Here is a 21443-nt window from a genome sequence, read left to right as displayed (position 1 = left end):
CTTGCCAAGGTGGGGGTCGCGGGTTCGAACCCCGTTTTCCGCTTTGCCAAAGCAATCGCGCCGGGGTGGCGGAACTGGCAGACGCACAGGACTTAAAATCCTGCGGTGAGTGATCACCGTACCGGTTCGATTCCGGTCCTCGGCATTTCAAATATGCGCCCATAGCTCAACTGGATAGAGTGTTTGACTACGGATCAAAAGGTTAGGGGTTCGACTCCTCTTGGGCGCGTTAATTAAACGGGAAGTAGCTCAGCTTGGTAGAGCACTTGGTTTGGGACCAAGGGGTCGCAGGTTCGAATCCTGTCTTCCCGATAATTATAAATTTAAACACGGGGCCTTAGCTCAGCTGGGAGAGCGCCTGCTTTGCACGCAGGAGGTCAGCGGTTCGATCCCGCTAGGCTCCATTTCATTTAAATAATGAATATCTTTTTCGCGGTGTAGCTCAGCTGGCTAGAGCGTCCGGTTCATACCCGGGAGGTCGGGGGTTCGATCCCCTCCGCCGCGATTTTTAAGAGCCTGGACCTTTAGCTCAGTTGGTTAGAGCAGACGGCTCATAACCGTCCGGTCGTAGGTTCGAGTCCTACAAGGTCCATTGTGGCGTTGTAAGTTTCATATGGAGGATTACCCAAGTCCGGCTGAAGGGAACGGTCTTGAAAACCGTCAGGCGGGTAAAACCGTGCAAGGGTTCGAATCCCTTATCCTCCTTTATCATATTATCGCGGGATGGAGCAGTCTGGTAGCTCGTCGGGCTCATAACCCGAAGGTCGTAGGTTCAAATCCTGCTCCCGCAATTAAAAACTAAAAACACTGGTTCCGTGGTGTAGGGGTTAACATGCCTGCCTGTCACGCAGGAGATCGCGGGTTTAGTGGTAAAACCACAGCCTTCCAAGCTGTTGTCGCGAGTTCGATTCTCGTCACCCGCTTTTAGTTTTTATGGGCCTATAGCTCAGCTGGTTAGAGCGCACGCCTGATAAGCGTGAGGTCGATGGTTCGAGTCCATTTAGGCCCATTAGTACAAATAGTACAAAATCTTATTGGTTTTGGGGAAGTACTCAAGTGGCTGAAGAGGCGCCCCTGCTAAGGGTGTAGGTCGGGAAACCGGCGCGAGGGTTCAAATCCCTCCTTCTCCGTTTCAATATTTTGTTTTACCTGGCCCGTTGGTCAAGCGGTTAAGACACCGCCCTTTCACGGCGGTAACACGGGTTCGAATCCCGTACGGGTCATTAAATTCAATATAGTTTTACATGGAGGATTACCCAAGTCCGGCTGAAGGGAACGGTCTTGAAAACCGTCAGGCGGGTAAAACCGTGCAAGGGTTCGAATCCCTTATCCTCCTTTTCATATTATCGCGGGATGGAGCAGTCTGGTAGCTCGTCGGGCTCATAACCCGAAGGTCGTAGGTTCAAATCCTGCTCCCGCAATTTAAAAACTAAAAACACTGGTTCCGTGGTGTAGGGGTTAACATGCCTGCCTGTCACGCAGGAGATCGCGGGTTCGATTCCCGTCGGAACCGTTTGGCTCGGTAGCTCAGTTGGTAGAGCAATGGATTGAAGCTCCATGTGTCTTAGTGGTAAAACCACAGCCTTCCAAGCTGTTGTCGCGAGTTCGATTCTCGTCACCCGCTTTTAGTTTTTATGGGCCTATAGCTCAGCTGGTTAGAGCGCACGCCTGATAAGCGTGAGGTCGATGGTTCGAGTCCATTTAGGCCCATTTATTTTATTGGCCCGTTGGTCAAGCGGTTAAGACACCGCCCTTTCACGGCGGTAACACGGGTTCGAATCCCGTACGGGTCATGGAAGATACTTGATGAGTATCTTTTTCTTTTTATCTGAAAGAATGATTTTAAAAGGCTTAGCAGAGTTATCTTTATAGATGATTGTGCTAAGCTTTTTTGGATAAATCTAATGTAAAATATTTATATTTTTTAAGCAAAAAAATGAAAAAATACGAGCAGAAAACTGTTTTATCTGCTATACTTGGTTCGTTGCAAGTTCCCGAAAGGATCCGTAGGACGGAGATGCCTTGTAACCGAATTTAACTAGGGGGAATCATTATAATGGTAGAAAGACACTTATTTACATCAGAATCTGTTTCTGAAGGACATCCAGATAAAATCGCTGACCAAATCAGTGATGCAATCTTGGATGCAATTTTAGAACAAGACCCAACAGCACGAGTAGCGTGTGAAACATCTGTAACAACTGGGCTTGTTTTAGTATTTGGAGAAATATCTACGACGGCATATGTAGATATCCAAAAAGTCGTACGGGAAACAATAAAAGAAATTGGTTATACACGTGCAAAATTCGGATTTGATGGAGATACAGCAGCTGTATTGGTTGCGATTGATGAACAATCTTCTGATATTGCTCAAGGAGTTGACGAAGCACTTGAGATCCGGGATGAAGATAAAAAAGACGTATTAGATGAAATTGGTGCTGGCGACCAAGGGTTAATGTTTGGTTTTGCTGTAGATGAAACACCGGAATTAATGCCTTTACCAATCGCTTTGAGTCATCGTCTGGTACGCCGCTTGGCAGATTTACGTAAATCAAATGAATTAACGTATTTACGTCCAGATGCAAAATCTCAAGTCACAGTTGAATATGATGATCAAGGACAACCTGAACGCGTAGATACAATCGTTATTTCAACACAGCATGATGATGCAGTAGATAATGAAACAATTCGTCATGATGTCATCGAAAAAGTAGTGAAGGAAGTTATTCCAGCTGAATTATTAGATGATCAAACAAAATATTATATCAATCCGACTGGCCGATTTGTCATTGGTGGTCCTCAAGGGGATGCCGGATTAACAGGAAGAAAGATCATTGTTGATACGTATGGCGGTTATGCTCGTCATGGTGGCGGTGCTTTTTCTGGTAAAGATGCGACAAAAGTTGACCGTTCTGCCAGCTATGCTGCACGTTATATTGCTAAAAACATCGTTGCAGCAGGGCTTGCTCGCAAAGCAGAAGTACAGCTAGCTTATGCGATTGGTGTTGCTCAACCTGTTTCGATCTCCATCAATACTTTCGGTACTGGAACGGTTCCGGAAGAAGAATTGATTGCTGCAGTGAGAGAAAACTTCGATCTTCGGCCAGCAGGAATCATCGAGATGCTTGATTTGCGTCGTCCGATTTACAAACAAACAGCTGCTTACGGTCATTTTGGTCGTACAGATGTGGATTTGCCTTGGGAACATACGGACAAAGTAGATGCATTGAAAGCAAGTTTAGCAAAATAAGCTATATTCAGCTGGAACGATCGCCGAATGGTGGTTGTTCCAGCTTTTTTTATGGCAGTGCACCTCTTGAAAAAGATAGTGAGTATTTATCTATTTTTAGATCCTGTCATGATGAAAAAGGAGGAATAAGATGAAAAAAGAAACAAATGTTGCTTTAGTCACAGTGAGTGTTTTCATTGCAACGTTCATGACGGCTATTGAAGGAACAATCGTAACAACCGCTATGCCAACGATCGTCGGCTCATTACATGGAATGGAAATCATGAACTGGGTATTTTCGATTTATTTGCTGACAAACGCTATGCTTACTCCGATTTACGGAAAACTTGCGGATAAAGTGGGACGGAAACCAATTTTTATTTTTGGGACATTATTGTTTATTATCGGTTCGTTATTTTGCGGTTTATCTCAAAGCATGATTGGGTTGATTGCTGCTCGTGCGATTCAAGGGATGGGTGCTGGAGCAATGATGCCAGTAGCTTTGACGATCATCGGCGATCTTTATTCTATTGAGAAGCGAGCAAAAGTTTTAGGTTTGAATAGTTCAGCTTGGGGGATTGCCAGTGTTTTTGGACCGCTTGCGGGAGGATTCATCGTTGAAACGATCAGCTGGCACTGGATCTTTTTTATCAATGTGCCGATCGGAATTCTATTAATTATTTTTATTTGGCTATATTTAAATGAACCAAAAATCATACATGAGTCTAAACCAATGGATATTTTTGGTAGTTTTAGTTTGATGGCCATGCTTGTCTCATTGCTGTTAGGATTCCAATTATTAGGTGACGAAGGAATGAGTCCGCTTGTTTCTGCTTTGCTGCTAGGTAGTATCGTACTGTTAGGTATTTTTATTTTTGCTGAAAAAAGAGCTAAAGATCCTGTCATCATGATGCATTTATTCAAAAATCCACTATTTGTTGTGGTCAACTTGGCTGCAGCATTGGCTAGTGGTTTTTTGATGGGAATCGATGTTTATATTCCTATGTGGATGCAAGGTGTATTAGGACTGAATGCAGCAATTGGCGGGTTGGTATTAGCACCATTATCACTAGTCTGGATGGTCGGTTCTTTCCTTGCAAGCAAGTGGATGACTCAAATGAAAACTCATTGGGTCTTGAGAATTGGACTACTAATCGCAGCTATTGGGGGCGCTTGGTTGTATCTTATGCCTTTCAGAAGTAACTATTTATGGTTTTTTGCTATATCAACGGTCATCGGTATAGGCTTAGGTGTGACCATGACTACCTCGACTGTCAGTGCACAAAATAGTGTATCTCGTGATCAGCTTGGTGTAGCAACTTCTTTTAATACGTTAGTTCGAACAATTGGTCAAACAGTCATGGTTTCTATTTTTGGTTTATTGTTAAATGGGGTAACTAAACGAGAACTTGCAGCAGCAAATTTAACAAATGATACAGATATCATGAACAAACTGGTGAATCCACAAACGGCTAAATATATCGATGCGGATATTCTATTGCCATTAAGAAAAATTCTTTATGATGGGTTACATTCCGTTTATCTAGTTGGCTTGTTACTCGTGATCATTGCTTTGGTATTAACGCTTCTCGTTCATGAAAAAAGTGGTAAAATAAAACAGTAGTTTCGGTCGAGACATGTACTTTGCCGAATCATTCAAATTTAAAGTTATTCAAAAATAACTTCTTACTAAGGAAGGCGAAAATATGGCATTTATTCAAGCAAATATTTATTCGAATGTATTAGAAATGGAAGTCAATCTAAATGTGATACTTCCACAAACAACTAAAAAGGTGATTGGCACCAGTTCAGAGCAAGCGACAACGGACATACCTGTTTTATATTTACTTCATGGGATGGGTGGCAATCATAGTGTATGGGAAAGACGTACGTCGATTGAACGTTATGTAGCAGACTACGGATTAGCTGTCATCATGCCATCTACTGATCTTGGCTGGTACACAGATACGGTTTATGATATGAAATATTGGACGTTCATTGCAGAAGAGCTACCTGAGATTTGTCATGAACTATTCCCACAATTAACAAGAAAAAGGGAAAAAACATATGCCGCTGGATTATCGATGGGCGGATATGGCGCATTAAAACTAGGCCTTGCAAAATCAGAAAATTTCGCAGCAGTAATCTCTCTTTCAGGCGCTGTTTCTGTAGGAAACCGAATGGATGATCTTTTGATGGTTCGTAAAGCAGCCTTTTGGGAAGGAATCTTTGGACCATTGGATCAAATCGAAGGTTCAAAGAATGATCCACAATATTTATTGAAAGAATTAGTAAAAAGCGGAAAACCAGTCCCAAGGTTTTATATGGCTTGTGGGGAATCTGATTTTCTTTATCAAGCAAATCAGGAAATGGTATCTGCTATGCAGGAACAAGGCTTAGCGGTCACCTTTGAACAAGGACCGGGCGATCATAATTGGATCTTCTGGGATCAATGGATCCAACGTGCATTGGTGTGGCTGATGGAAGAAAAGTAAAAAAGAGACTTAAAAAGATAGCTCCTATAGAGATCACTTTGTTGGTGACCTTTATAGGAGCTTTTTTTATCAATTGTTTTCTCTTCTTTTATTTTGTTGGCATAAACCTTCAATATAGGTTTGTGCACTCGTTAGAAAGAGTGCTTTTTCATTCAATTCTGCATGGGACTGCATACTTTCTTGAAATCCCTCTAATTGATTTTCAACTACATAATTACGCATAAATAGAACTGTTTCTTTCAAAAATTCATTTCCGTCCATAATCTTTTGCCGAAGCTGTTGTTCATGCTGCTGATCCATTAGCTGTCCAATCAATAAATTGTGGAGAGAGGCAACGGCCTGATGACTTTGGGTGACTGAAAATCCTTCACGAACAAGTAGTTGGATCATTTGTTCCAAATGTTCTAATCGACTCGGAAAAGCGGGCACAGTATTAATTTCTAATTCTGCCCCACAAGGAAAACGTGTGTAAAGGTCATAGTAATTTTCCATATACTGCAACAATTGTTCATTCCAGGGCAAAGTTGGATCTGGAAGCGCTAATTCTTCTTCCATTGTTTCAGCCATTTTCTGCAAAAGCTGTTGTTTATTTTTGAAATACCAATATAAAGCAGGTGCTTGAACGTGAATTCTGTTTGCGATGTTTCGCATGGAAAGCTGCGAAAGAGCTTGTGTTTCAGCCAGGATATCAAAGGCGGCCTGAATGATGATTGCTTGAGAAAGCTTTATTTCCATTTTATCAACCTCGTGTATTGCATTATCTTTTTAAACATGGTAAATTGTTAGTCGGTCTAATTTTACAGTGTTAAATTAGTCCTGTCAATTTAAACAAAGGGGTGTAATCAACGAATGAAATTAATCTTACGACATGCGAAAAAATATAAAGTAGCTGTTTTTATTTCCTTGCTGTCCGTAGCAGTCATGGTTGCAGCAGCATTATGGCAACCTAAATTACTACAGCAAGTATTGGAAGCTATTATTACAGAAGATAATGATGAAATGAAAACAATCGGTATTTATCTGATCAGTCTGGCTTTGCTAGGATTAGCTGCAGGTGTAACGAACACGATTTTCTCTGCGAAAGTAGCTCAGGGCGTAAGTGCAGATATCCGAGAAGAAGCTTTTCGAAAGATCCAGACATTTTCATTTGGGAATATCGAACAGTTCTCTGCTGGGAATCTTGTTGTTCGTCTAACAAATGATATCACGCAAATCCAAAATTTAGTGATGATTTCTTTGCAATCACTTTTTCGAATTCCATTCTTATTTATTGGTGCCTTCATTTTAGCTATGATCACGATGCCACAATTGTGGTGGATCATCGTAGCGCTTATCGTTACGGTATTTCTTATCACGGCACTTTCATTTACACGGATGGGTAAGCACTTCATGATCATTCAAAAACTGATTGATCGTGTAAATAGCATTGCAAAAGAAAACTTACTAGGGATTCGTGTAGTGAAATCATTTGTACAGGAAGAAAACCAATTGAAGACATTCAGCAAAGTAAGTGAGGACTTAACAAAACACAACATCATCGTCGGTACATTATTTTCTGTGATGATCCCGTCCTTCATGTTGGCTGCCAATTTAGCTGTGGTTGGGGCGATCTTCTTTGTGAGCGATCTTGTTAAAGATGATCCTACATTAATTGGTGGAATTGCTTCATTCATGAATTACTTGATGCAGATCATGATGGCGATCATTATCGGCGGAATGATGATGATGATGACTTCAAGAGCAGCCGTATCGCTGAAGCGGATTGCGGAAATTTTAGATGCTGAACCAGATCTTACTTATTTAGACGTTCCAGAACAAGAGCTGACGGGTTCTGTCACTTTTGACCATGTTTCTTTTCGTTATCCTGGTGAGGATACAGATACGCTTAAAGATATCAGCTTTTCTATCAAACCTGGAGAAATGGTCGGGATCGTCGGGGCGACTGGTGCCGGGAAATCCACACTAGCACAGCTGATTCCTCGTCTATTTGATCCAACAGAAGGAAAAGTAGAAGTAGGTGGTGTAGATCTTCGCCAAGTAAATGAAAAGAGTTTAAGAGAAACGGTGTCCTTTGTTTTGCAAAAAGCAATTTTATTCTCAGGAACGATTGCTCAAAACTTGCGCCAAGGAAAAAAGAATGCAACAGAAAAAGAGATGGAACATGCTTCTTCTATTGCTCAAGCAAAAGAATTCATCGAAAAGCTATCTGATCGTTACGAAGCACCAGTAGAAGAACGAAGCAGCAATTTTTCTGGTGGACAAAAGCAGCGACTATCCATTACTCGTGGTGTTATCGGTAATCCAAAGATCTTGATTTTAGATGATAGTACGAGTGCATTGGATGCTCGCTCTGAAAAACTGGTCCGAGAAGCACTTGATCGAGATTTGAAGGGAACAACGACGATCGTCATCGCACAAAAAATTGCTTCTGTTGTCAAAGCAGACCGCATCTTAGTATTGGATGAAGGTAGATTAGTCGGTGAAGGAACCCATGAGGAATTGGTAGCTGGAAACCGTGTCTATCAGGAAATCTTTGAAACTCAAAAAGGAACGGAGGAGTAAGTATGACTGATTTAATAAAAGCAAGTAAATTTTTCTATCACTATTTGAAGCGGTACAAACTCTCCTTTTTCTTTATCTTTATCACAGTAATTATTGCTACCTATCTACAAGTAAAAGCACCTCAGTATATCGGGGAAGCTTTCCAAGAATTAGCAAATTACGTAGGTGGCTTGATGCAAGGCGTAGATGATAAAAGCAAATTTGTTTCTGTAATATGGGAACTCTTGTTGTTTTATGTATTAGCTAGTGCAGCCAACTTTATCTATAGTATTTTGTTCACTCAAGTAGTAGGAAAGTCAACGAACCGAATGCGTATCGGTTTATTCAACAAATTGGAAAAATTGACGATTCGCTTCTTTGATTCTCATCAAGATGGTGAAATTTTAAGTCGTTTTACCAGTGACTTAGATAATATTCAAAATAGTTTGAACCAAGCATTGCTTCAAGTCATCACGAATGCTGTTTTACTTGTCGGAATCTTGATTATGATGTTTCGTCAAAATGTAGAATTAGCTTGGGCTACGATTGCTTCTACTCCAGTAGCTATTTTGATAGCTGTCTTGATTATTCGAAAAGCGCGAAAATATGTGGATCTTCAGCAAGATGAAGTGGGAAAACTGAATGGCTATATGGATGAAAAAATCAGCGGACAACGTGTCATCATCACAAATGGCTTACAAGAAGAAACGATTGAAGGATTCTTAGAACATAATCAAAGTGTTCGCGAAGCAACGTTCAAAGGACAAGCTTATTCTGGCCTACTATTTCCGATGATGCAAGGAATGTCACTAGTCAATACAGCAATCGTTATCTTTTTCGGCGGCTGGTTAGCATTGAATGGCGATTTGGAACGTTCGGTGGCGTTAGGCTTAGTTGTGACATTCGTCCAATATTCACAACAATACTACCAACCATTGATGCAGATTTCTTCTGGGTACAGCATGATCCAATTAGCAATCACAGGGGCAAGACGATTAAATGAAATGTTTGATGAAAAAGATGAAGTCAAACCAGAAAACGGTAAAGCATTTGATGGAGTAGAACAAGGACTTGCCTTGCAACACGTAGATTTTGGTTATTCTCCAGAAAAACTAGTCTTGAAAGATGTCTCAATCAATGTGGACAAAGGAGAAATGGTTGCTCTTGTTGGACCAACCGGATCTGGGAAAACGACGATCATGAATCTGCTGAATCGTTTTTACGATGTCAATGATGGGTCAGTAGTAATCGATGGAATAGATATCCGAGAGTATGATCTAGATGCATTACGTAGACATGTAGGAATCGTTTTGCAAGAATCCGTCTTGTTCTCTGGCACCATCAAAGACAATATCACATTCGGTAAACCAGATGCTTCAGATGAAGAAATCATCAATGCAGCAAAACAAGCGAACATTCACGACTTTATCATGACGTTAGAAAAAGGGTATGATACAGAGATATCCGAAGAAAACAATTTGTTCAGTACAGGACAAAAGCAGTTGATCAGTATTGCTCGAACGATCATCACAAATCCATCTTTATTGATTTTGGATGAAGCAACAAGTAATGTAGACACGGTAACAGAAGCAAGGATCCAAAAAGCAATGGATGAAGCAATCAAAGGAAGAACCAGTTTTGTGATTGCTCACCGGCTGAAAACGATCTTGAATGCAGATAGAATCGTTGTCTTGCGTGATGGGGAAGTCATTGAAGAAGGCAGTCATCACGAGCTATTAGCAGAAAATGGATTTTATGCGGAACTTTATCATAATCAATTTGTATTTGAATAAAGAGGTTGTGAAAAAGCTGTCCTGCATCAAGTAATAAGAACAGCCAATCAAAAACAGCTTCTCATGTTTTTGATTTGGTTGGACTTATTACCGCAGATGCAAGCTTTTGAGCACCGTGAATAAAGAGGTTGTGAAATCAACGCTCTAACCTGAGTGCTAGAGAAAAAAACGCAAAACATATCATTTATGTTTTGCGTTTTTTATTTATCTTTTTTTCTCAATACAATATAAAATAGGCGGCTGGTTCTTTTGGTTGATAAACCGATAATTCAGCACATTATATGTTTCCTGTGGCAGTTTGGAACAAAAAGAATCAACCATATCCAGTTCTTTTTCTCCGCCTTCATGACCATAGTAGACAACAAGGATCAATCGTCCGCGAGGCACAAGTCGTTTCAATATTTCTTCCATAGCTGTGCGTGTAGTCTCTGGCATAGTGATGATTGCTTTATCACTTTTTGGGAGATACCCTAGATTGAAGATCCCTGCTTTAAGATCTTGTTGTTCAGCTATTACTTCTCCTAACGTTTCGTGGCCTTGTAGAAACAATGAGACACGTTCTTCTAACTGATGCTGTTCTAGCTTTTCACGAGTAGCATCGATTGCTTGTTGCTGGATATCGAAACTATAGACATGACCAGTTTTTCCGATGTGTTCTGCTAGAAAAACCGTATCGTGGCCATTGCCCATCGTTGCATCTACGACGTGATCTCCTGGTTGCAAGATTTCTTGCAGTAATGTATGGCTGAAATACAAAGCAGTTTGCAACATCAGACACTCACCTTTTTCCGTACATCATATTTTCCTTGGAAGCTATCTCTGCGAAGAAGTTCTTCATCAATTGCATTCAAGACTTCCCATTTTTTCAAGCTCCACATTGGTCCAATCAAGGAATCCCACGGCGCATCCCCTGTCAAACGATGGATGATGATCTCTTTTGGTATCATTTCCAGCTGGTCGCAAATGACATTGACATAGTCAGGACGGCTCATTAATTGAAGTCGACCTTCATGATAGTCTCGCAACATTCTCGTTTTGCGCATCAGATGCATCAAATGGAGCTTGATTCCTTGGATATCGGAATCTAAAATAGTGCGTCTGACATTTTCTTTCATCATTTCTAAACTTTCGCCTGGTAATCCGTTGATCAAATGCGTACAAACACGGATATTATGTTTGCGTAATTTAGCCACGCCATCTAAATAAGTTTGATAATCATGTGCTCGGTTGATCAGTTTTGAAGTTTCTTCAAAAGTTGTTTGCAATCCAAGTTCTACCCATAAATACATCCGCTCGTTCAGTTCAGCAAGGTAATCAACTACTTCATCTGGCAGACAATCCGGTCGTGTACCGACTGATAATCCTACGACACCTGGTAAATTGACTACTTGCTCAAATCGTTCTTTGATTATTTCAACTGGCGCATGGGTGTTTGTAAAATTTTGGAAATAAACGATGTATTGTTGGACATGAGGCCATTTTTGATGCATCATGTCGATTTCTTTCTGGAATTGGATTGGAAGTGGATCTTCAGGTGCAACGATCATATCACCCGAACCAGATACACTGCAAAAAGTACAACCGCCATGGGCAACAGTCCCATCTCGATTCGGGCAGTCGAACCCTCCATCGATCGGCACCTTGAAAATTTTCCCGCCAAACTCATTTCGTAAAGCATAATTCCAAGAATGATATCTTTTATTTCCTTCTGAATAAGGAAAAGTCATTAAAAGTCCTTCTTTCTGTAAGAGTTACCTATTTGTTTTCTTTTTTCTCTATACACTGGATAAGTCAGGCACAGCCAAGAAAGACTGAGTAAGTAGCCGCCGATGATATCAGTAGGAAAATGAACACCCAGATAAATGCGGCTTATCCCGACACTTACTATAATAAACACCATCAGCAATTGAAGCAATGTACGTAAGGTTCTTTTTTGAACAAAAGCTGGCAGCAGAAATAGGAAAGAGCCGTAAAGAATCATACTGCCTGCTGCATGTCCACTAGGGAAACTGTAACTTGTTTCAACCACTAAGTGTGTCAATGAAGGGCGCTCTCGCATGAAAAATAGTTTGATCAACGGGTTGATGATTCCAGCAATTACAATAAATCCAGAAACGAACCAAACTGTTTCTGCCCTTTTTTTCTTATACCACATCCATAAAGCTGCACAAGCAAAGAAAATGATGACGGTAAGAGGATTACCGAATTTAGTCATAAAGAGTTGGTAGCTGTTCAGATCAGGATAAGAAGCTCTGACAATGTCTGTAAACCACTGATCGAAACCAGAAAGCCACGACAGATGAAACTTTACGATCCAGCCCAAAATAAAAAACAGGACAAGAAAGAAGCTGCCAGTCACTTGAAATGATGTTTTGTATTTCATACAATTCCTCCTTTGAAGCAATGACTTATTATAGCATTTTTGGTCCAGCGAAAAAAACGGTAAAGAGATAAAACCAATGTATAATCCCTCTTTGAATAACTAATATTCTTATGAAAAAAATAACTGTAATCGGAAAGACATTTTTTGGTAATACAAATGAAATGTTAGGGAAATAAAATCAGTGTTTTTCGAAATCCTTGTAAATAAGAACATAGACGTAGGAAGAACTTGAAAATGAACAGAAGTTGTTCATTACGGTAAATTACAATATGATTACAAAAAACAACAAAGCTCTTAAATAACTTTTAATAAATATTAAGAGAAGTTATAATTATTAATAATAGATAAATTGAAGTTGGAGGATAGAAGATGGAAAACATTGCAAGAAAAGAACGGAGACGTTTAGAACAGACCAAACGTTTTCGAAAAGCAAAACGAGGGGCAGCAATCGTGGGAACTGCGATGGTAGGCTGTTCTGTCGCTGCTCCATTAGTACAGCCGGTTCCTGTTCAAGCGGATGAAACACCTGTTCAGTTCGGCGCAAGAATCAATACAGCGGCATTTATCACAGAAATTGCTACTTATGCGCAGCCAATTGCTCAAGCCAACGATTTGTATGCATCAGTGATGATCGCACAAGCAGTTGTAGAAAGCGGTTGGGGCAGTAGTGCGTTATCGCAAGCACCTTATTATAATCTTTTTGGGATAAAAGGCAGCTATCAAGGACAAACTGTCTACATGGATACGCTTGAATTTTTAAATAATCAATGGGTAAATAAAAAGGAGCCTTTCCGACAATATCCTTCTTTTGCTGAATCGTTCAATGACAATGCCTATGTACTTAGAAATACTTCATTTGGCAACGGTTATTACTATGCCGGTACTTGGAAGAGCAACACGAGATCCTATACAGATGCGACAGCTTGTTTGACAGGTCGTTATGCGACTGACCCTGGTTATGCAAGCAAATTAAATAATATCATCACGACTTACGGATTGACCCAATATGATACACCAGCTAGTGGAAACGCGGGCGGTGGAGCTACTACAGGTGGGAATAATACTGGAAGTACAGGTAGTACTAGCGGTTCAAACAATTCTGGTAATACAAACTCAGGTTCAGCAACTTCGACCACTTATACTGTTCAATCTGGCGATTCTGTTTGGGGAATCTCCAATAAATTCGGTATTACAATGGATCAATTGATTCAATGGAACAATATCCAAAACAATTTCATTTATCCAGGACAAAAACTAACGATCAAGGGTAGCCAAGAAAATGGCTCTTCGACGAATAATTCTGGTAACAATACCAATTCTTCAGGAAATGCTGGTACATCAAACGGAGGACAAACAACTGGGGCGAAATACACTGTTCAATCTGGCGATTCTGTTTGGAAGATCTCAAACGATCACGGAATTACGATGGCTCAATTGATTGAATGGAACAATATCAAGAATAATTTTGTTTATCCAGGACAACAGCTGATCGTATCAAATGGCGGTTCCTCTAATACTGGAGCAAATACTGGCAACACAAGTGGTTCAAATTCGTCTAATTCAAGTTCTTCTAATACGGCTTCAGGAACGAAATACACAGTGAAAGCCGGAGACTCTGTTTGGAGTGTCTCCAACAAATATGGAATTACGATGGCTCAACTGATCCAATGGAACAACATCCAAAATAACTTTATTTATCCAGGACAACAACTGACTGTTTCAAACAGTGGGTCAACAAACAGCGCATCAAGTAATACAGGTTCGTCAGCCAATACAAATAACAGCAGCTCAGCTAATACTGGCAGCAGTTCGTCTCAAGGCACTTATACAGTCAAGGCGGGTGAATCTGTTTGGAGCGTAGCGAATAAAAACGGCATCACGATGAATCAGCTGATCGAATGGAATAATATCAAAAACAACTTTATTTACCCAGGACAGCAATTGATCGTTAAAGGCGGCAATTCAGTAAATACCAATACAGGTTCAACTACTTCGGCAGCGAAACCAAATACACCGAATACGTCTGCTACAACAAGTACATCATCCTCTGGTAATACGATGTATACCGTGAAAGCAGGCGAGTCAGTTTGGAGCGTAGCGAACAAACATCATATCACGATGGATCAGTTGATCGAATGGAATAATATCAAAAATAATTTCATCTATCCTGGACAACAAGTGATCGTGAAGAAAGGTTCGTCTCAAACAACAAACCAACAAGCACCTGCAGGTTCGAAAACCTATACTGTGAAATCTGGAGAATCTGTTTGGGGTGTTGCTGACAGCCATGGTATTACAATGGCTCAACTAATCGAATGGAACAATATCAAAAACAACTTTATTTATCCAGGTCAAACATTGATTGTAGCTAAATAAAATAGCTGTTCAAAGAAATAACGATTGAATTCCACAAAAATATTTGTTACTATAAGGCTACTTAAATATGACAACACTTGAAAAGGAAGTAGTAAAAAGACTGAAGTTTCAGAGAGCACATGGTTGGTGAGAATGTGCACGGATGCTTTTGAACTCGCCTTTGAGTTGCCCTTGCTGAATATTCGAGTAAGCAAGTGGCGGTGACGGCCGTTACAACGTTCGAGGCCTTTTCATTAAGGTAAAAATAGGTGGTACCGCGTAGATTACGTCCTATAAAAAGAGCAATCTTTTTATAGGATTTTTTTATTTCTTTTGTGAAGTTTGAGAAAACAAAGTAAAAGAAAACAAAAAGAAACAGATTCTGCCGGTTTTTTTCGCTATAATAGAAACAAGCGTTTTTAATAGAACAGGAGGACAGAAAATGAGTTACAATCATAAAGAAATAGAGAAAAAATGGCAAAAATACTGGGCAAAAACGAATACCTTCAACACCCATGATGATCCTGAAAAACCAAAATTTTATGCACTAGATATGTTTCCCTATCCATCCGGACAAGGGCTCCATGTAGGGCATCCTGAAGGGTATACGGCAACGGATATCCTTTCCCGTGTGAAAAGAAGTCAAGGATACAACGTACTGCATCCAATGGGGTGGGATGCATTCGGTCTACCTGCTGAGCAATATGCGTTAGATACAGGAAACGATCCGGCTGAATTTACCCAAAAAAATATCGAAACATTCCGACGCCAAATCAATTCTTTAGGATTTAGTTATGACTGGAATCGCGAAGTGAATACAACTGATCCAGAGTATTACAAATGGACACAATGGATCTTTACGAAGCTTTATGAAAAAGGCCTGGCTTATGAAGCAGAAGTAGCGGTAAACTGGGTACCTGAATTAGGAACAGTTATTTCAAATGAAGAAGTGATCGATGGAAAAAGTGAACGTGGTGGCTATGACGTAGTCAGAAAACCAATGCGCCAATGGATGCTGAAAATCACTGCTTATGCCGATCGCTTATTGGATGATCTAGAACTAGTTGACTGGCCAGAAAGCATCAAGGAAATGCAAAGAAATTGGATCGGGCGTTCAGTGGGAGCAAATATTGAATTTAAAGTGGCTGGTACGGATAAATCCTATACCGTGTTTACGACACGACCAGATACTTTATTCGGTGCAACTTACTCGGTTCTTGCACCTGAACTAGATCTTGTTAGAGAAATTACGACTCCTGAACAAAAAGCTGCTGTAGAAGCTTATATCGAAGAGACAGCGAAAAAATCAGATCTGAAGAGAACAGATCTTGCAAAAGAAAAAACAGGAGTATTTACTGGTGCTTACGCAATCAATCCAGTCAATGGCAAAGAAATCCCAATCTGGATCGCTGATTATGTATTAGCTTCTTACGGCACAGGAGCAATCATGGCTGTTCCAGCACATGATGAACGTGACTTTGAATTCGCTCAAACTTTCGGACTAGAGATTCTTCCAGTTATCGAAGGTGGAGATGTTCAAAAAGCTGCTTACACAGAAGATGGTATACACATCAACTCTGAATTTTTAGACGATATGAACAAACAAGAAGCAATCGACAAAATGAATGAATGGCTAGAAGAAAATGGCGTAGGGAAAAAAGAAGTCAGCTATCGCTTACGTGACTGGCTATTCTCCCGTCAACGTTACTGGGGTGAACCAATCCCAATCATCCACTGGGAAGACGGAACAGTCACAGCTGTCCCAGAAGAAGAGCTACCATTACGTTTGCCTAAGACAAAAAATATCAAGCCAAGCGGTACTGGAGAATCTCCATTAGCAAATATTGAGGAGTGGGTCAATGTCGTTGATCCTGTAACAGGTAAAAAAGGCCGTCGCGAAACGAATACAATGCCACAATGGGCAGGAAGCTCATGGTATTACCTGCGTTATATCGACCCTCATAACAAAAAAGAACTAGCAGATTATGAAAAGTTGAAGCGCTGGCTACCAGTTGACATCTACATTGGTGGAGCAGAACATGCGGTACTTCATTTACTATATGCACGATTCTGGCATAAATTCTTATACGATATCGGTGTTGTTCCTACAAAAGAACCATTCCAAAAACTGTACAATCAAGGAATGATCTTAGGCGAAAACAACGAAAAAATGTCAAAATCTCGCGGTAATGTAGTCAATCCTGATGATGTGGTTGAAACTTACGGTGCAGATACACTGCGCATGTACGAAATGTTCATGGGACCATTAGACGCTTCGATTGCTTGGAGCGAAAATGGCTTAGAAGGAAGCCGTAAATTCTTGGATCGTGTATGGCGTTTGATCGTTGATGAAAACAATAAAATGCGTGATCGTATCACTACATTGAATGACGGCAAACTTGATAAAGTGTACCATCAAACAGTGAAAAAAGTGACAGAAGACTATGAAAATCTTCATTTCAATACAGCAATCTCCCAATTGATGGTCTTTATCAATGAAGCCTATAAAGTGGACGCTCTGCCTTATGAATATATCGAAGGATTTGTTCAACTACTCGCACCGATTGCTCCTCACATGGGTGAAGAACTATGGGCAATCCTTGGAAATGATGGTGGTATTTCTTACGCACCATGGCCAACATACGACGAAGCAGCACTTGTGGAAGACGAAGTAGAAGTTGTTTTCCAAGTAAACGGTAAAGTTCGTGCGAAAAGCAATGTTCCCCGAGACTTAGGGAAAGATGAGCTAGAAAAAGTAGCATTAGCCAATGAAACAATGCAAGAATATATCGAAGGCAAAACAGTCAGAAAAATTATTGTGGTACCAAACAAGTTAGTCAATATCGTTGCTAATTAAATAACCTGATAAAAGCAGTTGGCAGAATCTCTGTCAGCTGTTTTTTTGTAAAAAAACATGAATAGGGAAAATAGTTGACAAGAAAATAACAACGTCATATGATGTTCCATAGTATTTACAACCTGTCATAGTTGACTGTGAAAAATATAGAAATAAAAGTAAAAGAAAGGACGACAACAGGTGGGTTTTTATCAGTCTCTGCAACTAGATCCGTTTATTTTAAAACAAAAAATACGAGAAGCAACTTCTAGAAAAGAAAAGCGCATGTATATTTGTTCATTGTTTTTACGATCATTATTTATCGTATTATTTGCCATTTGTTTTATTATTTTCATTACAACATTGTTTGAATCGACGCATAAACCATACGCTGTGGTTTTATTCTGTATGTTGATGAGTATTCGTTTTGTTGATTTTGGTTATAAGATTTCTCATTCGATCATTAGTTTAGCCATCGTTATGCTCTCACTATTAACAGCGCCTTATGTCCAACTGATCAAATGGTCAGGTATGGGCGTGTTGATTCATTTTATTTTACTAAGTAGCATATTACTGGCAACTGCTAGTGACCCTAAAATGGGAAATGCTTCTTTGTACGGTTTTTCTTATCTTTTTATTGTTTATTCGTTACCTAAAGATTTGTTGAACAAGGATTTCTTTACACAAACAGGTAGCTTATTGTTTTTATTTTTTTGTTGGTTTTCAGTTATCCTTTATAGAAAACATCGAGAAAAGAACAGAGGCAAAAGCTTATTCAGAAAGAATTTTTTGAAAGATATTTATTCGCAACAAAAAATTTGGATGCTCAGCTATGCGTTTGGTATCAGTCTTTTGATTGTCGCAGGAGAATATGTCCCTTTTCAACGATTGATGTGGGCAGGGTTTGCATTTTCTTCTATTGTATCTAGCTATGGATTGATGTCGATTGGTTTTAAAGAACGAGCAGTAGACAGAATTATCGGCTCATTGATCGGATGTGCTTTATTTATTGGTATCAGCCAATTTATTCCGTTTGTGTGGGTCGGTATATTGGGTGGACTAGCTTTAGGTATTTGTTCTACCTATAGATATAAAACAATTTTTAATTGCTTTGGTGCTTTGACAATCGCTGCAAGCTTATTTGGTGTTCCAGGAGCAGTAACGATCCGCATTTTTGAGAATATCCTTGGGGTATGTTTAGGAATCATGTATATTGGGGTGACTGAGATACTTATCCGCAAAATAAGAGAAAAACACGGTTTGAATCATTAGATGAGATCGAATAAAAAAATAAGGAAAAAGTGAAGATACACATGGATGAAAAATTGCTATCACTCCATGTGTATCTTTTTTACGGTAAATCAGTGAAATGCTCTACGTTCATTATTCAAGAGATGATACACATTTTTTCCGTAATGCTACGGAAATATATATTTTGAATAGAAAACGCTTACAAGTTATGCTTGGTTTATAAAAATAAAAGGAGTGATTGATTTATGAAAAAAGCATTGATTATTTGTGCAGCAGGAATGTCATCATCGATGATGGCCTCAAAGACAACGGATTTCTTTAAGCAAAAAGGAGAAGAGATACTCGTAGATGCAGTTTCAGCTACAGAAGGCGATAATATGATTAAGAATAGTGATTTTGATTTATTTCTGATCAGCCCGCAAACGACGATGTTTTTGGATAAATTCAAAAAATTAGGAGAATCTGTTGGAAAGCCTGTTGTTAGTATCCCTTTCCAAGCGTATGTCCCAATCCCTACAGGCATCCAGAAGTTAGCAGAGGTGATCGAAGAGAACATATGATGGAATAGGAGTGGATGATAATGAAACAGAAGGAAAAATTGCTGTTGAGATATTTGATTGATCACAGGAAGGAGTATGTCACCAGTCAACGTTTAGCTTCTGAATTGTTATTATCTGATCGGACAATCCGTAATTACTTGCAGCGGATCAAAGAGTTAGTAGAAGAAAACGGAGGTAAGATCATTGCTAAACCAGGTTATGGTTACCAACTGCATATTTTACAAAGACTGACATTTGATCTGTTTTTGAGTCGGCAAGAAATAGTACCGGGATATGCTAGAGAGCCTCAAGGATTTTATGAGTCGGAAGACCGACAAAAGTATATATTGAACCAACTGCTTTTGGAAGATGCCATTCTTTTTATGGATGATTTGGCAGAAGAGCTTTATATCAGTCGTTCTAGTTTGACAAAGGACATGCAAGAAATCAAAGAGCGGTTGATTTCTTATTCACTAAAAATTGTTTCTAAGCATGGTCAAGGGATATGGATCGAAGGGGAAGAAAGAAATCGACGGCATTTTATCATGGATACTTTTTTCGGGAACCATTATGGGAATTCATTGAAAGAATATTTAGGACAAAGTCGCTTTTTCACAGACATCAGTTTTGAAGAGCTAGTAATCATCATTCTCGATGAAACAAGAGAAGCTAAGTTAAAAGTTTCTGATTTTATCATACAGAATTTGTCCTTACACTTGGCTTTGGGAATCAAACGTCTACGAGAAGGGTTTGAAATCAAGGAACTAGGTATCGAACAAGAAGTTTCTGATCGAGTAGAGTATCAAGTGGCGCAACGCATTGTTCAACGTATTGAGGTAATCGCAGATGTATCGTTTCCCCAAGAAGAAATTGCTTATTTGACTTTACACCTTATGGCTAAGTCAAATCATAGAGAAAATAAAAATGATCAGGAACTATCAAGGGAAGTAGCGAAAGTTTTGAAACGATTGTCTCAGGAATTTCGTTTTTCATTAATAGAGGATCACCAGCTTTTCAATGGTCTACTCGATCATTTGTCACCAATGATGATTCGATTGAGCCGAGGCATTCGCATTGAGAACCCTCTGACTGAAGAGATAAAGGAAGAAAATCCCAAAGTTTTTGAAGCAGTAAAAACGCATTTCAGCAACATGCCGGCTTTGAAAAACTATACCATCAATGAAGATGAATGGGCCTATTTGGCTTTGCATCTCATGGCGGCATTGGAAAAAGAAAGAGCTACGCATAAATTGCATGCGTTAATCATCTGCGCAACAGGTTATGGCAGTGCCCAATTATTAAAGAATCGTGTAGTCAGTGAATTTGGAAAAAATATTACAGTGGTAAATGTAAAAGGCTATTATGAGATCAATGAAACAACTTTAAAAGGAATCGACTTGATTATTTCTTCTATTGATCTTTCGACAATGTTTTTTAAAATTCCAGTTTTACATGTCAGTATTTTTTTGAATGAAGATGATGTTCATAAAATAAGAAAGGTAATTGGTGAATCTATACCTTATCATTCCTCAGATCAACCGATACCAGTATTTTCTCTACAGCAAAAAAAACAGATTTACACCGGACAGCTGTCTGAAAAGTTTTTCAAGACTTATACGTACGAACCGAAAAAAGAAGAAGTTCTTCATGATTTGTTGCAAAAGCTGAGCATAAATGAAGAAGAAGGATATATAAGAGAAATGCGAAAGCAGATCCAGCAACGTGAAAGTATGGGACAAATCATATTCAGTGATACAGTGGCAGTCCCACATCCCGCTGTTCCAGTTGGAATCGAAACAAAGATAGCCGTTGCTTTGATTCCTTCAGGGATGCAATGGAATCAGTATCAAGGAATCCATTTTGTTTTTCTAGTTTCGCCTTCTTATATCGAAAATGAAGGAATTACGGTCGTGACCAAAGCAATCGTTAGGTTAGTTGACCAGCTAAACGTGCAACAGGAAATCTTAGCTGAACCTATTTTTGAGAATTTCAGCAGTAAATTTATCAAACTGATCGAATAA

Annotated in this window: 14 protein-coding genes, 17 tRNA genes, 1 riboswitch and 1 other annotated feature; of the genes, 27 read left to right on the top strand and 4 right to left on the bottom strand. The window is 39.6% G+C overall.

The window, feature by feature from the left end; genetic code table 11:
* The first annotated feature begins 59 nt into the window (after window positions 1-59).
* From KFO35_RS09675 to KFO35_RS09580, 20 genes are all read left to right on the top strand, one after another.
* Window positions 60-145 (top strand) — tRNA-Leu (locus KFO35_RS09675).
* A gap of 10 nt (window positions 146-155) precedes the next feature.
* Window positions 156-229, top strand: a tRNA-Arg gene (locus tag KFO35_RS09670).
* A 9-nt stretch (window positions 230-238) separates the two neighbouring features.
* Window positions 239-312 (top strand) — tRNA-Pro (locus KFO35_RS09665).
* Between the two features lie 19 nt (window positions 313-331).
* Window positions 332-404, top strand: a tRNA-Ala gene (locus KFO35_RS09660).
* 27 nt (window positions 405-431) lie between these two features.
* Window positions 432-505 (top strand) — tRNA-Met (locus KFO35_RS09655).
* 13 nt (window positions 506-518) lie between these two features.
* Window positions 519-592: transfer RNA gene (locus KFO35_RS09650), tRNA-Ile, on the top strand.
* Window positions 593-615: 23 nt separating this feature from the next.
* Window positions 616-705 (top strand) — tRNA-Ser (locus KFO35_RS09645).
* A gap of 12 nt (window positions 706-717) precedes the next feature.
* A tRNA-Met gene (locus tag KFO35_RS09640) sits at window positions 718-791 on the top strand.
* 66 nt (window positions 792-857) lie between these two features.
* A tRNA-Gly gene (locus tag KFO35_RS09635) sits at window positions 858-923 on the top strand.
* A 12-nt stretch (window positions 924-935) separates the two neighbouring features.
* A tRNA-Ile gene (locus KFO35_RS09630) sits at window positions 936-1009 on the top strand.
* A 33-nt stretch (window positions 1010-1042) separates the two neighbouring features.
* A tRNA-Ser gene (locus KFO35_RS09625) sits at window positions 1043-1130 on the top strand.
* Between the two features lie 21 nt (window positions 1131-1151).
* A tRNA-Glu gene (locus KFO35_RS09620) sits at window positions 1152-1223 on the top strand.
* Between the two features lie 23 nt (window positions 1224-1246).
* Window positions 1247-1336 (top strand) — tRNA-Ser (locus tag KFO35_RS09615).
* A gap of 11 nt (window positions 1337-1347) precedes the next feature.
* Window positions 1348-1421 (top strand) — tRNA-Met (locus KFO35_RS09610).
* A gap of 19 nt (window positions 1422-1440) precedes the next feature.
* A tRNA-Asp gene (locus KFO35_RS09605) sits at window positions 1441-1513 on the top strand.
* A gap of 123 nt (window positions 1514-1636) precedes the next feature.
* Window positions 1637-1710 (top strand) — tRNA-Ile (locus KFO35_RS09600).
* An 11-nt stretch (window positions 1711-1721) separates the two neighbouring features.
* A tRNA-Glu gene (locus KFO35_RS09595) sits at window positions 1722-1793 on the top strand.
* Between the two features lie 186 nt (window positions 1794-1979).
* Window positions 1980-2059, top strand: a riboswitch (SMK box riboswitch).
* Window positions 2057-3250 (top strand): methionine adenosyltransferase, encoded by a 1194-nt coding sequence (metK, locus tag KFO35_RS09590; RefSeq protein WP_002316094.1) that lies wholly within the window; start codon window positions 2057-2059, stop codon window positions 3248-3250. (Overlaps the previous riboswitch by 3 nt.)
* A 130-nt stretch (window positions 3251-3380) precedes the next feature.
* The gene (locus KFO35_RS09585; RefSeq protein ID WP_156272377.1) at window positions 3381-4853 is read left to right on the top strand and encodes an MDR family MFS transporter; all 1473 of its coding nucleotides are present in this window, start codon (window positions 3381-3383) and stop codon (window positions 4851-4853) included.
* An 82-nt stretch (window positions 4854-4935) separates the two neighbouring features.
* Window positions 4936-5724 (top strand): alpha/beta hydrolase, encoded by a 789-nt coding sequence (locus tag KFO35_RS09580; protein WP_002316096.1) that lies wholly within the window; start codon window positions 4936-4938, stop codon window positions 5722-5724.
* A gap of 69 nt (window positions 5725-5793) precedes the next feature.
* On the opposite strand, the gene KFO35_RS09575 is transcribed toward KFO35_RS09580, so the two are convergent.
* The gene (locus KFO35_RS09575) at window positions 5794-6459 is read right to left on the bottom strand and encodes a TetR family transcriptional regulator (RefSeq protein WP_070704472.1); all 666 of its coding nucleotides are present in this window, start codon (window positions 6457-6459) and stop codon (window positions 5794-5796) included.
* Window positions 6460-6573: 114 nt separating this feature from the next.
* Between KFO35_RS09575 and KFO35_RS09570 the strand changes: the two genes are divergently transcribed.
* Window positions 6574-8286, top strand: coding sequence for an ABC transporter ATP-binding protein (locus KFO35_RS09570; RefSeq protein WP_002316098.1), 1713 nt, complete (start codon window positions 6574-6576; stop codon window positions 8284-8286).
* Between the two features lie 2 nt (window positions 8287-8288).
* On the top strand, window positions 8289-10058 hold the full coding sequence (locus tag KFO35_RS09565; protein ID WP_070704475.1) for an ABC transporter ATP-binding protein: 1770 nt from the start codon (window positions 8289-8291) through the stop codon (window positions 10056-10058).
* Window positions 10059-10262: 204 nt separating this feature from the next.
* On the opposite strand, the gene mnmM is transcribed toward KFO35_RS09565, so the two are convergent.
* From mnmM to KFO35_RS09550, 3 genes are read right to left on the bottom strand one after another with little or no spacing between them, the layout of a single operon-like run.
* Window positions 10263-10829 carry a tRNA 5-(aminomethyl)-2-thiouridylate-methyltransferase MnmM gene (mnmM, locus tag KFO35_RS09560; RefSeq protein WP_002292250.1) on the bottom strand — a complete coding sequence of 189 codons (567 nt, stop codon included), beginning with the start codon at window positions 10827-10829 and terminating at the stop codon, window positions 10263-10265.
* A complete protein-coding gene (mnmL, locus tag KFO35_RS09555; RefSeq protein ID WP_002285909.1) occupies window positions 10829-11785 on the bottom strand; it encodes a tRNA modification radical SAM protein MnmL/YtqA in 957 nt (318 codons plus the stop codon). Before mnmL ends, mnmM begins: the two co-directional genes overlap by 1 nt.
* A complete protein-coding gene (locus KFO35_RS09550; protein ID WP_002316101.1) occupies window positions 11785-12441 on the bottom strand; it encodes a phosphatase PAP2 family protein in 657 nt (218 codons plus the stop codon). Before KFO35_RS09550 ends, mnmL begins: the two co-directional genes overlap by 1 nt.
* Before the next feature lie 369 nt (window positions 12442-12810).
* Here KFO35_RS09550 and KFO35_RS09545 point away from each other — a divergent pair, with 369 nt between their 5' ends.
* From KFO35_RS09545 to KFO35_RS09525, 5 genes are all read left to right on the top strand, one after another.
* Window positions 12811-14817, top strand: coding sequence for a LysM peptidoglycan-binding domain-containing protein (locus KFO35_RS09545; protein WP_002316102.1), 2007 nt, complete (start codon window positions 12811-12813; stop codon window positions 14815-14817).
* Window positions 14818-14886: 69 nt separating this feature from the next.
* Window positions 14887-15093 (top strand) — a binding site (T-box leader).
* A gap of 145 nt (window positions 15094-15238) precedes the next feature.
* A complete protein-coding gene (gene leuS / locus KFO35_RS09540) occupies window positions 15239-17653 on the top strand; it encodes a leucine--tRNA ligase (protein WP_156272375.1) in 2415 nt (804 codons plus the stop codon).
* Between the two features lie 180 nt (window positions 17654-17833).
* Window positions 17834-18904: an FUSC family protein gene (locus KFO35_RS09535; RefSeq protein WP_002316104.1), complete on the top strand. Its 1071-nt coding sequence runs from the start codon at window positions 17834-17836 to the stop codon at window positions 18902-18904.
* Window positions 18905-19128: 224 nt separating this feature from the next.
* Window positions 19129-19443 carry a PTS cellobiose transporter subunit IIB gene (locus KFO35_RS09530; RefSeq protein WP_002292257.1) on the top strand — a complete coding sequence of 105 codons (315 nt, stop codon included), beginning with the start codon at window positions 19129-19131 and terminating at the stop codon, window positions 19441-19443.
* Between the two features lie 20 nt (window positions 19444-19463).
* On the top strand, window positions 19464-21443 hold the full coding sequence (locus KFO35_RS09525) for a BglG family transcription antiterminator (protein ID WP_025477393.1): 1980 nt from the start codon (window positions 19464-19466) through the stop codon (window positions 21441-21443).

Origin of the sequence: Enterococcus lactis (assembly GCF_015751045.1) — a bacterium.
Lineage (GTDB): Bacteria > Bacillota > Bacilli > Lactobacillales > Enterococcaceae > Enterococcus_B > Enterococcus_B lactis.
This window is presented reverse-complemented; position numbering and strand designations above follow the sequence as displayed.